At 51.9% G+C, this 13,671-nt stretch carries 10 protein-coding genes; 7 read left to right on the top strand and 3 right to left on the bottom strand.

All coding sequences use genetic code 11. The features are described from left to right. Positions 1-6: 6 nt before the first annotated feature. On the bottom strand, positions 7-2,859 hold the full coding sequence (locus KP814_RS23220) for a DUF349 domain-containing protein (RefSeq protein WP_216739013.1): 2,853 nt from the start codon (positions 2,857-2,859) through the stop codon (positions 7-9). 233 nt (positions 2,860-3,092) lie between these two features. Here KP814_RS23220 and KP814_RS23215 point away from each other — a divergent pair, with 233 nt between their 5' ends. After that, the gene (locus KP814_RS23215; protein WP_216739012.1) at positions 3,093-3,572 is read left to right on the top strand and encodes a regulatory protein RecX; all 480 of its coding nucleotides are present in this window, start codon (positions 3,093-3,095) and stop codon (positions 3,570-3,572) included. An 18-nt stretch (positions 3,573-3,590) separates the two neighbouring features. On the opposite strand, the gene mltF is transcribed toward KP814_RS23215, so the two are convergent. Beyond that, entirely contained in the window at positions 3,591-5,120 is a 1,530-nt protein-coding gene (gene mltF, locus KP814_RS23210; protein ID WP_216739011.1) for a membrane-bound lytic murein transglycosylase MltF, read from the bottom strand. 238 nt (positions 5,121-5,358) lie between these two features. On the opposite strand from mltF, the gene purL reads away from it, so the two are divergent. Both purL and KP814_RS23200 read left to right on the top strand, forming a co-directional pair. Beyond that, positions 5,359-9,255: a phosphoribosylformylglycinamidine synthase gene (gene purL, locus KP814_RS23205; RefSeq protein ID WP_216739010.1), complete on the top strand. Its 3,897-nt coding sequence runs from the start codon at positions 5,359-5,361 to the stop codon at positions 9,253-9,255. 594 nt (positions 9,256-9,849) lie between these two features. Next, positions 9,850-10,161, top strand: coding sequence for a YqfO family protein (locus KP814_RS23200; protein ID WP_216739009.1), 312 nt, complete (start codon positions 9,850-9,852; stop codon positions 10,159-10,161). A gap of 36 nt (positions 10,162-10,197) precedes the next feature. Here KP814_RS23200 and KP814_RS23195 read toward each other — a convergent pair whose 3' ends face one another. Next, positions 10,198-10,743 carry an NUDIX hydrolase gene (locus KP814_RS23195; RefSeq protein WP_216739008.1) on the bottom strand — a complete coding sequence of 182 codons (546 nt, stop codon included), beginning with the start codon at positions 10,741-10,743 and terminating at the stop codon, positions 10,198-10,200. A gap of 157 nt (positions 10,744-10,900) precedes the next feature. Here KP814_RS23195 and KP814_RS23190 point away from each other — a divergent pair, with 157 nt between their 5' ends. Genes KP814_RS23190 through purT form a run of 4 tightly spaced genes read left to right on the top strand, consistent with a single transcriptional unit; the run spans position 10,901 to position 13,460 of the window. Beyond that, positions 10,901-11,482 (top strand): CoA pyrophosphatase, encoded by a 582-nt coding sequence (locus KP814_RS23190; protein ID WP_216739007.1) that lies wholly within the window; start codon positions 10,901-10,903, stop codon positions 11,480-11,482. A gap of 6 nt (positions 11,483-11,488) precedes the next feature. Further along, a complete protein-coding gene (locus KP814_RS23185) occupies positions 11,489-12,010 on the top strand; it encodes a gamma carbonic anhydrase family protein (RefSeq protein WP_216739006.1) in 522 nt (173 codons plus the stop codon). Between the two features lie 12 nt (positions 12,011-12,022). Beyond that, positions 12,023-12,226, top strand: a complete 204-nt coding sequence (locus KP814_RS23180; protein ID WP_216739005.1) for a DUF1289 domain-containing protein — start codon at positions 12,023-12,025, stop codon at positions 12,224-12,226. A 31-nt stretch (positions 12,227-12,257) separates the two neighbouring features. Further along, positions 12,258-13,460 (top strand): formate-dependent phosphoribosylglycinamide formyltransferase, encoded by a 1,203-nt coding sequence (purT, locus tag KP814_RS23175; protein ID WP_216739004.1) that lies wholly within the window; start codon positions 12,258-12,260, stop codon positions 13,458-13,460. Positions 13,461-13,671: the final 211 nt, after the last annotated feature.

Below are 13,671 nucleotides of genomic sequence, written 5' to 3'. Positions count from 1 at the left end.
CATGGATCAGTCGCGATGAGGATGCGGTTGTAATTTGACGACAATACCTTCCAGAGCTGTACGCAGGCGCTTATCCAGGTCTTGTGCTGCGCCATTGTCATCCGTCCTGGCGGTCGCCCACTGCAGGACTATCTGCTCAAACTTACTGATAGGACTTTCCAACGGTGCGGATTGCTGCATGCCGGCGGTGAGTCGCTCTACTTGCAGCTGCATGCGCCGGGTTTTCTCTTCCGCAGGACTCTCCATTTCCGCCAGGATTTCCGCAGTAAGAACGAGGTCGCGAGCTTCGTCCTGAGAAATCTCGTTCAGGCTTCCCGCCTGTGCGAATTGAGTTAGCGCATTTTCAAACTGGGCTTTATGCGGCGCCTGCAGCTCATCAAGCTCAGTCGGCCACTCAACGTTTTGGGCGTCTGTCAGCGTCCGGATGTGCGCGCCGTTATCGAGGATGCCTCCCCAGTAGTGGATATAGGACGTCTTGGTGCGTTGCTCCAATGCTTTACGGCAGGTTCTAACGGCGCTTTTGAAGCGGCCGTGCAACTCTTTGCCATGATCGCCCAAGTGGCCCAGGTCGCTGAAGGCTTCAGACAGCGACGCTATAGCGCTTTCCGTGCTTTCGTCGGGATGCTCCGCCAGCGCAATAGCGGCGGTCACCAGCTCTTCCGCTCTTTGTACGTTATGTTGCTGTTCTTCATGATGCTTCTGACGAGTTTCGTTCAGGCGGCCGAATATCTGGTCGCAAGCTTTGCGGAACTCGCTCCACAGGCGTCGATCTTCACGATGATCGGTAATGCCCGCTGATTGCCATTCTTTCTGTAACGCTTTGGCCTGATGGGTGGCGGTGCGGATATCTTCTTCCGCGATCAAAGCTTCCGCGCGTTTAACAATGTCGGCCTTAATTGCCTGATTGCGCGCTTTCTCGCCGCTGAGTCGTTCATCCAGGGACTTCAGCAACTCATTGAAATGCTTTTGCGCCTGCTTGCCGTGTTGTGGGTCAACCGGATAGTACTGACGCCATTCTTCCCGCGCCTTGCGATTGATCTTATCCACCATTTTCCAGTCTGGCGCGTCCCAATCCACGGAGTCGATGAAGCCGCGTAATTGATGGACAATTTCTTGACGCTTATTGAGGTTAACCTCTTTGAGCTTTTCTTCTTCGCTGAAAAACTCCCTGCATGGCTCGTAAGCCTTTTCGGACGCGTCGCGGAACCGGTTCCACAGCGACTGATCGGAGGAGCCTCCAAGCGTGCGCCACTCTTTTTGTAACTCGCGAATACGCTGAGCTTTAAGGTGCGGCTCCAGGTGTTGGTCAGCCAGATGCTCCATACGTTCGCACAGTTCTTCCTGTTTCGGCCGGGTAGCGAACCCTTGCCAGTCCTTCAGATCCTCCAGGCGCTTCTGCTCCAATCGGAAGCGGGCGGTCAGGTCGTGCGCGATCTTGGTGGGAAGACGCTCCAGTGTGCGAGCGATGTCCTTATTTAGTTTCAGGGCGCGTTTTACAGCGCCTTCATCAATCGCATCGCTTAACTGCTGAATATATTTCTGCACTTCTTGCTTTAAGCGCTTCTGATCCTGGATGTGCTGGGCCTGGATGGTATGGATCTCGCCCATAAGCTCCGCTGCTTTGGATAGTAGCGACGGTCTTTGGTAGCCGGATGGCCATTCCACCTCATCCACCATTTGCCGGATCTTTTTCAGAGTATGGCGGCTATCTTTGGATTCGCTGTCGCCTTTCTCCTTAAATTCTTCCGCCTGTTTGATCGACGTATCAAGATCCCCTTGCAGGTTGCTGAGCTTGTGCAGGCAGGAGTAGTAATGGCGAACTTCGCCCATTGCGGCTTGGTAACGCTTTTGCTCGTGTTTGCTGACTTTGTGGTCGCGAGTCGCTTCCAGCCAACGGTTTTCCTGAGTCTTTATCAGCGCATCCAAGGCGGATAACTCGCTGGGCGTACTCAGGGGCGCGGCCTGTAACTTTTCGATAGTGTTTTCCAGCTCGGAGCAGGTGGCGTCACGTTCTGTTTGCAACTCCTGCGTTTGCGCCTCTTCATGCGCGGTGGCCTTGGCTTCGTCCTCCATCGCTGTGGCTCTGGTGCGGCAGGTATCCAGTGCGGTTTGGATGCGCTGCTGTAAATCGACAAAGCGCGCGGGCGTCAGTGTCTGGAACGTGCGCTCCAGGGCATGTAGTTTTTCTGGGTAGTAACGTGTGACGTCTGTTTTGGCGTGATTTTCAAGTGTGAGGCAAAAAGCTTCTATTTCCTGACGTGCGGCGGCTTCTTGCTTTTCCTGGTCTTTTTCTTGTTTCAGTTTGCCTTTGACTAACTGAAACAGACCTTTATCTTTGGTTTTCGCCACTTTGGCGAGACGTTCAAGGGCGCTAGGCTCCTGGATATGGTCCGCCGCTTTCATGCGAACTTTGCTGAGGTGGTGTTCGGTGGCGATTTTCTCCAGCATCGGGGAATTGTTGTCCCCTAGCGCCTTTAAAAATGCTGGGAGCTGGGTTTCCTCGTTCAGGGCGCCAAGAATCGTGAACAGCAATTCATCGGAGGCTTGTTTAAGATTTTGGGCGACAAAGCTGTCGAAATTGCTGGATGCGCCTTGTATAAGAGACTGCAGGCGCGCTTTGGACGCATCCCGAACGACTTTATCTTTGTCGTTGGTGAATTTAAGCAGGTCTTCGATTTTTATCACTTTTTTCAGCGCCGCCTGGCGCACTTCGGCTTCTGAGTCTTTTGCGATAACCTGTTCGAGGATGCTGCGCTGCTCTGGTATATTCCAATCAAGTTCGTTGATCGCGTCCAACCTGGTTTGCGGGTTGTTACTTTGCCACTTGGGCTTGAATAGCTTGTTTAGCAGGGTCGGCATGAAAGGTTCCTGAAAGTTCAATTATCGGGCCTTGAGTTCTTGCGGAAAGACTACTGGCGGCATACTGCGTCGCTACGGACGTGCGATCTGGTCACCGTTCGCGCTATGCTCATTTGCGCGACAGCATAGTCTACTCTCGTTGTTGGCGTCTCGGAAGGGTTGGGCGTAAATCCGCCGCCTTTAATAAAACGCCAGACTGTTTGCATACTGATTGATAAGTGTAAGGTTTAATTATGGACGCTTCCGCCAACCCTGATTTTGAAAAATTAAAACAGGCGCTTTTGGCAAAATCGTTAAGATTGCTCGCCCGTCGGGAATATGCCGAGCGCGAACTTCGCCGCAAACTTGAGGCCGGAGGCGCCGATACGGACGCCGTGGAAGCTGTGATCGCCCATCTGCTGGAGAATAATTGGCTGAGCGATTTACGCTATGCGGAGATTCTGGTCCGGCATAGAGCGGGGCAAGGCTATGGTCCAATAAGAATCACAGCGGAGCTGAAGCAACAGGGGGTGGAGCAGGACTTGGTCAGAAAGGCGTTTGCGGAGTCCGGCGTAGACTGGTTTGAACGGGCTGAAGCGACCCTGACTAAGCGATTTCGAGAGCGACCGGAAACACCCGTTGAACTGCAGAAACAGAAGCGTTACCTGATGCAAAGAGGGTTTAACTTTGACGAAATCAATGAGGCGGTAAAGGCTGATGTGGACGAGTTTTGAGGGAGAGAAGAAAAGGTCTTAGAGCATTGGCGGTGTGACTCGGAATGGAGCGGGAATGGCCGGCGTTTCCTCTGCTATCCCGTCAACTCCTGGCGTTGAGGCGTCTTCATTTTGAGCGACGCTGCCATCTTCCGCACTGGGCTGAGTCATCCATACCAAGACGTCGTAATAGCGACGGATATTTTGCACATAATGTACCGGCTCCCAGCCACGAGCGTAGCCGTAGCGAGTCTTCACATACCATTTCTTCTGCTGTAACAATGGCAGCGCCTGTTTGACGTCAATCCATTTGTCCTGATCCATCCCTTGCATTTTGGCCAGCGCGCGGGCGTCTTCCAGGTGTCCAAGGCCGATATTGTAGGCGGCCAGCGCCATCCAGGTGCGGTCTGGCTCCGCAATACGCTCAGAGATACGCTGCTTGATGCGGCTGAAGTAGCCAGCGCCGCCGAAGATGCTTTGCTCAGGATTAAGCCGGTTCTTAACGTTCATCTCCTTGGCGGTGGGCAGCGTCAGCATCATCAGCCCTCTTACGCCGGTAGGAGAGGTGGCGTAGGGGCGCCAGTGGGATTCCTGGTAACCAATGGAAGCCAGCAGTCGCCAATCGACTTCGAACTTTTCAGACGCCTGTTTAAAAGTCGGCTCAAACTTAGGCAGCCTGTCTTTGATATGGCTGATATAGGTGCGCGCGCCCACGTAATTCAGCTGATTCACGTGCCCGAAATAGCGTTCCTGCAGATAGATCAGCGTGCCGTCTTCTTTGATTTGCTTAATGAATTCGTCCGCTTTCTGAATGAGGGACATGTCTTCGCCGGGTGGGAATATCCAGCTGATCTGTAACGGCTCCATTAAAGGAAAGGCTTCCCGTGCGCGGGGGAACATGGCCTTATGAATTTCGTATTCCCGGGAGTTGACGATGGCGTATTCGTATTCCCCTTCCTCAATCAGGCGCATGATTTCGGATGTTTCCATATCCGCCGCTTCCAGCCAGTCCATATCGGGAAGGCGAGAATCCTTAACCTGCCGCAGGAACTCTGCTTGCGCCGTCTGCGCAGGGATAATCATTTTACCCCCAATCAGATCGTCTACCTGTTTTGGCTTGGGACTGCCGTTTCGAAACAAAACCAGAGGCTGAATTTCCAGATACTCAGAGCTGAAACGGAGGCCGGGACTTTGCGCGGAAGCCGCCAGGCGACTCAAGCCGACAGCGGCCAGATTGGTGTAGTTTTGTTCGAGGACTGTGTAGGCTTCGTCAAGATCGCTGGCGACCCGCAGTCGCAACTCGACGCCGAGATATTCCGAAAACTTTTTCGCCAGCTCATACTCAAAACCGGCGGGGCCGTCCCGGTCTTCGTAATAAGTAGTGGGGGCGTTGCGAGTTATAACGTGAAGGACGCCCTCCTGCTCGATCTTCTCCAGCGTCGTAGGGCGGCTGCATGCGCTCAGGTTGGCGATAAGCGCTGCTGCGGTCAGCGTCTGAATACCGCTCCTAATCAGTTTGTTCAGGAAACGTCCTGTTCGCCATGAATGAGTGCAGGCTGATGCAAGCAATATCAGTTCCGGTTATAAACAAAGGGGCTCAATACTTAACAGTAACAAATCAAGTTGCAAGTTAACTGTAGTTAAACTGTGAAAAATCTTGTCGATTTATGTACAAAGCGTTACGGCCCGGGTTAACCCGCAAGCTGCGCCGCGCTTATGGCGAGGCCTCTTAAAAGTGGCTCAATGGCTTGATATCTATTATCATTAGCGCCTCTTTTTTCCAGCCTAGAGGCCATCAGTCAGAGATATGTTTGAACTCCGTGGCGCACCAGCCCTCTCCCCATTTCGGCGCGAAAAACTACTCAAGAATATCCAGGAACAGGCTCCTGAAGTCCAGTCAGTGTATGCCGAATACATGCACTTCGTTGATTTGGAAGGAGACCTTTCCGCAGATCAACGCACCGTTCTGGATCGCTTGCTTCAATACGGGCCACAAGGTCAGAGCGAAATGCCAAGCGGCACTCTGTTTCTGGTTGTTCCCCGTCCCGGCACGATTTCTCCATGGTCGAGCAAGGCGACGGACATCGCACATAATTGCGGACTGACGGCGATACGTCGTATCGAAAGAGGCGTGGCTTACCATATTGGCAGCTCAGAACAACTGAGCAGCGAACGCCGCGCTGCGATTGCTGCGATTTTGCATGACCGCATGACGCAGTCCGTGTTCCATGAGATAGCGGGGGCGGAGCTTCTATTTGCTCATGCTGAGCCCAAGCCGATGACAACGGTCGATATCCTGGCTGATGGTCGTGACGCGTTGGCGGAGGCTAACCGCTCAATGGGGCTGGCTCTGGCGGAAGACGAAATTGACTATCTCACCAGCGCTTTCACTGAGTTGGGACGCAACCCCACGGATGTTGAGTTGATGATGTTCGCTCAGGCGAACTCAGAACACTGTCGTCACAAGATCTTTAATGCGACCTGGGAAATTGATGGCGAAGCCCAGTCCCACTCGCTGTTTGGCATGATCCGCAACACCTATGAACAGGGTGGCGAAGACGTGCTCTCGGCGTATCGCGACAACGCAGCGGTAATTAAAGGCGGTCAGGGTGGACGTTTCTTCCCTGATCACCGGACCAAGGTTTATGGATATAACGTTGAAGATATTCATATCCTTATGAAGGTGGAGACGCACAATCATCCAACAGCTATTTCTCCCTTCGCCGGCGCGTCAACGGGGTCCGGTGGAGAAATTCGCGATGAGGGCGCGACTGGCATTGGCGCTAAACCCAAAGCGGGTCTGACCGGCTTCACCGTTTCTAACCTTAATATTCCTGGTTACAAGCAGCCATGGGAAGGCGATTACGGCAAACCGGAACGCATCGTATCCGCTTTGCAAATTATGCTGGATGGCCCAATTGGCGGTGCGGCGTTTAACAATGAATTTGGCCGGCCGGCGTTGTGTGGATACTTCCGTACCTATGAAGAACAGGTGCCTGGCGTAAACGGTATTGAATGGCGGGGTTACCACAAACCGATCATGATCGCTGGCGGCATGGGCAACATTCGCGGTTCCCATGTGGAAAAGAAAGATATTCCTGTCGACGCTAAGTTGATCGTATTGGGCGGCCCTGCAATGTTGATCGGTCTGGGTGGTGGAGCCGCGTCTTCTATGGACAGCGGTGCTGGCCAGGAGGATCTCGACTTCGCCTCTGTACAACGAGATAACCCGGAAATGGAGAGACGTTGCCAGGAAGTGATCGATCGCTGCTGGCAGTTAGGGGATGACAACCCGATTCTGTTTATCCATGACGTTGGCGCGGGTGGTTTGTCCAACGCATTGCCTGAACTGGTGAAAGACGGCGGTCGCGGTGGATTGTTCGAACTACGGGATGTGCCTAACGATGAACCTGGCATGTCGCCGCTGGAAATCTGGTGTAACGAATCTCAAGAGCGTTATGTCATGGCGGTTGCGGAGCAGGATATGGAGCTGTTTGATCAGCTCTGTCGACGTGAGCGTTGTCCTTACGCGGTCGTAGGCTCTGCGACGGAAGAATTGAAGATTCAAGTCTCTGACGAATACTTTGCTAACAGCCCGGTAGATCTTCCGATGTCGGTTCTGTTTGGCAAACCGCCAAAAATGCACCGCACTATAGAGCGGAAGAGCTTCACTAAGCCCATTTTTGATTCCACTGCCCTGGACCTCAAAGAGGCGGCGGAGAGAATTCTCCGATTGCCCAGTGTCGCGTCCAAGAGCTTCCTGATCACCATCGGCGACCGCTCTGTGACGGGAATGGTTTCCAGAGACCAGATGGTTGGCCCATGGCAGACGCCAGTTTCCGATGTGGCGGTAACTACGGCAAGTTTTGACACCTATCGCGGCGAAGCGATGGCGATGGGGGAAAGAACGCCGATTGCGCTGATTGACCCTCCTTCATCCGGTCGTATGGCGGTAGGTGAGACGGTTACCAACCTCGCCGCTGCAAAAATAGAAAAGCTGTCAGACATTAAACTGTCTGCGAACTGGATGGCCGCAGCCGGGCATCCTGGTGAAGACGAAGCTTTGTTCGAAACGGTCAAAGCGGTAGGTATGGAGCTGTGCCCTAAATTAGGCATCACCATTCCTGTGGGCAAAGACTCCATGTCCATGAAGACGGTATGGGAGGAGGGCGAGAAGCAGAAGTCCATGACTGCGCCTCTGTCTCTGATCGTCAGTGGTTTCGCGCCGGTTGAGGATGTACGCAAGACGTTGACGCCGCAGATGGATCTATCTGCGCCATCCAAGCTGCTACTTATAGATCTGGGCGCAGGTAAGAATCGACTGGGCGGTTCTGCGTTGGCGCAGGTTTATCGTTCCGTCGGTGCAGTGGCTCCGGATTTGGATAACCCTGAAGAGTTAGCGGCCTTTTTCGCATGCATCCAGAAGCTGAACGGAGAGGGCAAACTCAAGGCTTATCATGACCGTTCCGACGGCGGCGTGTTTACTACTTTGTGTGAAATGGCGTTCGCTAGCCGTTGCGGCATGACTATTTGCTTTGATGGTTTGGTAAAAGACCGTACTCACATCGCCCGCGAGTTGTTTAATGAAGAGCTCGGCGCTGTGGTGCAGGTATCCGAAGAGCATGTTGAGGATGTGAAGGCCTGTTTTGCTGACGCAGGATTGGCGGATCATGTTGTCGTATTGGGAGAGCCTCATGCCGACCAATTAGTCAAATTCCAGCATGAAGGACAAACCGTTCTTGGTTATAGCAGGGCCGCGTTACAAAAGATCTGGGCTGAGACCAGCTATCGTATGCAGGCCATGCGGGATAACAGCGAGTGTGCGGCCGAGGAATTTGCCACTATTGATGATGACAACGATCCGGGCTTGAGCGCCAAGCTTACTTACGACGTCAACGAAGATATTGCAGCTCCTTTCGTTAATCGCGGCGCCAAGCCAAAAATTGTGGTGCTGCGAGAGCAGGGCGTGAATAGTCAGGCTGAAATGGCGGCGGCGTTTGATAGAGCCGGCTTCAGCGCGGTTGACGTGCATATGAGCGATATCCTGTCGGGCGCGGTCTCTCTGAGTCAGTTCAAAGCCTTGGCGGCGTGCGGGGGCTTCTCGTTTGGCGATGTGTTAGGCGCGGGTGAGGGATGGGCAAAATCCATTCTGTTTAATGCTCGTGCAAGAGACCAGTTCGAGGCGTTCTTCCATCGCAAAGACACCTTCGCGCTTGGCGTCTGTAACGGCTGTCAGATGATTTCAAACCTGAAAGAGCTGATTCCTGGCGCTGATTCCTGGCCACGCTTTGTGCGTAACCGCTCTGAACAGTACGAAGCTCGTGTTGCGATGGTGGAAGTGTTGGACTCGCCGTCCATATTGTTCCAGGGAATGGCGGGCTCCATGATGCCTATCGCAGTGGCGCATGGAGAAGGTCTGGCGGAAGTGGGTCCTGAAGGGGCATCGGCTTTAATGGCTCAGAAAAATGTGGCGCTGCGGTTTGTGGATAACTATGGCCGTCCCACCATGTCGCATCCATTTAACCCTAACGGCTCTCCGCTGGGCATCACCTCTGTGTGTAACGATGACGGGCGTATCACCGTCATGATGCCGCATCCAGAAAGGGTGTTCCGCGCTGTTGCTAACTCCTGGCGTCCTTCCACTTGGAGTGAAGACGGCGCATGGATGAGGATGTTCCGTAACGCGAGGGTATGGCTGGGCTAATTCCAAGACGCAATGATGATATTTAAGGGTGAGAGACATTGGTCTCCGCCCTTATTCTCCGCTGAATCTGTTCATTTTCAGGGCTCTTCGCCACGTTAGATAAAAAATCTCCGTTTTCCTTTTCAAGTGTCCAAATTAGGCTATGCTTTTCTGCGCTATTATTTTTTGTCAGAAAAGGTAACAAAGTGTACGTCATCGCTAGTTGCAAAACTTGATGTGCTCAAAAAACGCTCGCATGAATTGCGGAGCCTGCCGGAAAATCCCTATCGCGGCCTAAAAATGAGGCCTTTTCGTCTGCATTATTTCTGTTTATTCACACCAGAAATATCTATGTCAAGTAGCATCTAAAAATATTTCAAAGATGTTGTGGCGTCAGCGTTGACAAATGTAACTTATTGATAAATATTGGTATTTCTATCCTGTTTAATTCGTCGCCAATTTGTCCCGGGCATAGGCCCTATGGGCGATTTGGGGGGAAGTTAAGTATTTATCCCCAAAGTTATCCACAGAATCTGTGGAGAACTCTAATTTCTCAGTCAGGGTAGTAATTTAGTGTCTGCCTGTGGATAAAATTTAAACTGTAATGGAAGAGAAATGTATAAATTAAGCTTTTTTGTTCCTGAATCGCATATGGAAACCGTAAAAGAAGCAGTCTTTACTGCGGGGGGCGGAAAGATCGGCGATTACGATCGCTGCAGCTGGCAGACAAAGGGTGTTGGACAATTTCGTCCTTTGGACGGCAGTTCTCCATTCTTGGGAAGTGTCGGTGAGGTTGAACTGGTCGAAGAATATAAAGTGGAGTTGGTGGTTGAGGATGCATTGATCGCGTCGGTGGTGGCGGCAATGAAGCTGGCGCATCCCTACGAAGAGCCGGCATACGACGTATACCGGCTTGAAAGCATCTGACGGCGCATTGTTATGCAAAGTGCCTGAAGGGGAGGGTTAACCCTTGGGAATGCCGGTGTGAATATCTTTCACATGGACAGGAAAGGAGTTGCTTTTACGGTCTTGGAAATACTGCTGCAGCGTTATTTTTACCGTAGGAAATGCGATTTCATCCCAGGGAATATCGCTTTCTGAAAACAACTGTACGTCGAGGCTCTCTTCCCCGGCGGCGAACTCTCCATTAATTACGTTGGCGCGGTAAAAAATATGCACCTGACCGATATGGGGGACGCTGATCATCGTATACAGGCCGTCCAGGTCCACACGCGCTTGCGCCTCCTCCCACGTTTCTCGCATGGCGGCTTCTGAAGTGGTTTCCTGCATTTCCATAAAGCCGGCGGGCAAAGTCCAAAAACCTAATCTGGGTTCGATGGCGCGCTTGCAAAGCAAAATACGGTCGCCATAAACGGGAAGCGTGCCGGCAACGATTTTAGGGTTTATGTAGTGAATGGCCTGGCAGTTGCCGCAGACATGTCTCGGCCGGTTATCTCCTGCGGGAATCTTATGCTCGACGGGTTGGCCGCATTGGCTGCAATACTTCATGGTCAGATGAACAGTCTCACTGGTTGTCTTTTTATTGGCCGAAAATAAGCGTTCGCAATTTGGGTGTTCTTTTTGAATGCTGCGCCTCATATTGCACCATACATTACCCCGGACTTGTATGGTATCTTTCCTTGTTTTCCTCACTTAGTCGTCCGTCATGCTCGATAAAATCATCGCAACTTTATCCTCCAACCAGCCGCGACGCTTTCCCAGCGACTTTCCAGAAGCGGCGGTCCTGGTGCCGATCACTAGAGAGGATTGTCCTCAAATTATCCTGACCAGACGCGCTGAGCATATGAAGACTCATAGCGGGCAGGTGGCTTTCCCGGGAGGCATGCGGGACCCTTCGGATCGGAACTTGCGGGACACTGCGCTGCGGGAGACGTTTGAGGAAGTCGGGGTGTCGCCTGAAAAGATAGAAGTGGTTGGCGGCCTTAACCAGGTTGTGTCCCGCCATGGAATAGCCGTCACTCCTTATGTTGGGATCGTAGACCCTGAAGCAGAGCTGATCCCAGACCCAAATGAATTGCATAGCGTATTCAAAGCGCCGGTAAGCTTTTTCTTGGAAAATGAGCCGGATCGACTGGATAAGATCAATTTTGAGCAGTATCGATTACAGGTGCCTTGTTGGTATTACGGCGATTATGAAATCTGGGGCGTTTCCGCAATCATATTGATGGATTTTTTCAGAGTTTCATTTAACCGAAGAATTGGCAGTTTTACTGAAGATAGGGATTGAACGCATATGAGGTTTAATTTAGGCGATGATCAGACTGAAATATCCGAGGATGGATGCTTCGTGGCTCCAAATTCTGCTGTTATAGGGCGAGTGATAATGCGCCCTCAATCCAGTGTTTGGTTTGGCGCAGTGGTCCGAGCGGATAATGATCAAATAACCATTGGCCCAAAATCGAACGTTCAGGATTGTGCAGTGTTACACACAGACTCTGGCTGTCCTATCGTCTTGGGAGAGGGGGTGACTGTCGGGCATCACGCCATGCTGCACGGATGTGATGTGGGCGACTACAGTCTGATTGGCATCAATGCGGTTGTGCTTAACGGAGCCAAAATTGGGCGCTTTTGTATCATCGGCGCTAATGCATTGATTCCCGAAGGTGTCGAGATCCCTGATGGCAGCTTGGTGATTGGCTCTCCAGGAAGAGTAAAGCGTGAATTGAGTGAGGAAGAAAAGAGGCAGCTTATCGCCAGCGCTGAACACTATGTAGAAAATGCACTCAAATATACGCGCACTTTGCAACCAGCCTGATTTTGCACATTTATGAAAGAGAATTCGAATCGAATAAATGGTGAGCGAGTTGTGCGCTCGCCATGCGTCAGTATCTGCGCTTTGGATGACGATGACATATGTATTGGTTGTCACCGTAGCGTTGAGGAAATAGCTGCTTGGTCTCGAATGAGTAACGAACAGCGCATGGATGTGTTGAAAAAAGTGGCTGACAGAGAACGTAAGTCTGTCATTTGAGCCGCCTAATAATGAATAGGAGCAAAAGGCTATGGTAAGAATTGGTACTCCGCTGACGGATGTTGCAACACGCGCAATGCTATTGGGAAGTGGGGAGCTGGGAAAAGAGGTTGCGATTGAACTGCAGCGATTTGGCGTGGAAGTCATTGCAGTGGACCGCTACCCAAACGCGCCAGCAATGCAGGTGGCTCACCGCGCACATGTCATCGATATGCTCGATCCTAAACAGCTGCGGGCGTTGGTTGAGCTTGAAGCTCCTGATTTCATAATCCCTGAAATTGAGGCGATTGCGACAGCTGAGCTGCTTGAGCTTGAACGAAGCGGCTTTAATGTTGTGCCCACCGCTCGTGCGGCCAACTTGACTATGAATCGCGAAGGAATTCGTCGATTGGCGGCGGAGGAGTTGGGGCTGAAAACGTCGCCTTATGCATTTGCTGCCGATTTTGACTCCTTTCGCAATGCTGTGAACTCAATTGGCGCCCCTTGTGTCGTCAAGCCAATTATGAGTTCCTCGGGAAAAGGCCAAAGCGTTATACGTAGTGAAAGTGATATTGAGCGCGCTTGGCGATACGCCCAAGAGGGAGGGCGAGCGGGGCAGGGCAAGGTAATCGTAGAGGGATTCGTAGACTTCGATTATGAAATTACGCTTTTAACTCTGCGGCATGCAGGAGGGACTTCCTTTTGTGATCCTATTGGCCATTTGCAGGTTGATGGAGACTACCGGGTAAGCTGGCAGCCTCATCCTATGAGTGCTTTGGCATTGGACGCTGCACAGAATATAGCGGAAAAAGTGACTGCGGCTCTGGGCGGATATGGGATTTTTGGTGTGGAACTCTTCGTAAAAGGTGACGAAGTCTATTTCAGTGAGGTGTCGCCACGGCCCCATGATACCGGATTGGTTACCTTGGTTTCTCAGAACCTGTCGGAGTTCGCTTTGCATGCAAGGGCATTATTAGGTCTGCCGGTTCCTTCAATTAAACAAATGGGGCCGTCTGCTTCCGTTGCGTTATTAGTAGAGGGCGAATCATCCCGAGTCTGCTTTTCTTCACTTGAAGCTGCGTTAAGTAATCCAGACGTACAAGTGAGACTTTTTGGCAAACCGGAAGTTTACGGCAAGCGTCGAATGGGCGTGATTTTGGCTCAGTCTGAAAGTATTGACGAGGCGAAGGAGCTTGCGCAGAAAGCGGCGGACAGTATTGTCGTTGAGCTTGAGCCAGAAATGAAACAAGAGTGAGCTTGTGAAATAAAAATAACGTGCTTTACTTGTAAATTGCCCCTCAGAAACTTTTCTTAAAAAAGTTAAAAAATGGAGTTGACGGGAAAAAGGAGGGGCGTATAATGCGCCCCACTTCGACGGGGAAGCCGGTCGGAGGGGAGGGAAAGAGCTGGTTCGAGAGAGTCGGCGGCGCTAAAAAGGAGTTGACACTGAGAAATGAAAGTGTAGG

It is taken from the genome of Hahella sp. HN01 (assembly GCF_018986435.1).
Taxonomy (GTDB): Bacteria; Pseudomonadota; Gammaproteobacteria; order Pseudomonadales; family Oleiphilaceae; genus Hahella.
The sequence above is the reverse complement of the archived record's forward strand: the minus strand, read 5'-3'. Positions and strand labels throughout refer to the sequence as shown.

Coding starts and splice junctions, on each gene's coding strand:
- KP814_RS23220 (WP_216739013.1), bottom strand. CDS start 2,859: ATGCCGACCCTGCTAAACAAGCTATTCAAGCCCAAGTGGCAAAGTAAC.
- KP814_RS23215 (WP_216739012.1), top strand. CDS start 3,093: ATGGACGCTTCCGCCAACCCTGATTTTGAAAAATTAAAACAGGCGCTT.
- purL (WP_216739010.1), top strand. CDS start 5,359: ATGTTTGAACTCCGTGGCGCACCAGCCCTCTCCCCATTTCGGCGCGAA.
- KP814_RS23200 (WP_216739009.1), top strand. CDS start 9,850: ATGTATAAATTAAGCTTTTTTGTTCCTGAATCGCATATGGAAACCGTA.
- KP814_RS23195 (WP_216739008.1), bottom strand. CDS start 10,743: ATGAAGTATTGCAGCCAATGCGGCCAACCCGTCGAGCATAAGATTCCC.
- KP814_RS23190 (WP_216739007.1), top strand. CDS start 10,901: ATGCTCGATAAAATCATCGCAACTTTATCCTCCAACCAGCCGCGACGC.
- KP814_RS23185 (WP_216739006.1), top strand. CDS start 11,489: ATGAGGTTTAATTTAGGCGATGATCAGACTGAAATATCCGAGGATGGA.
- KP814_RS23180 (WP_216739005.1), top strand. CDS start 12,023: ATGAAAGAGAATTCGAATCGAATAAATGGTGAGCGAGTTGTGCGCTCG.
- purT (WP_216739004.1), top strand. CDS start 12,258: ATGGTAAGAATTGGTACTCCGCTGACGGATGTTGCAACACGCGCAATG.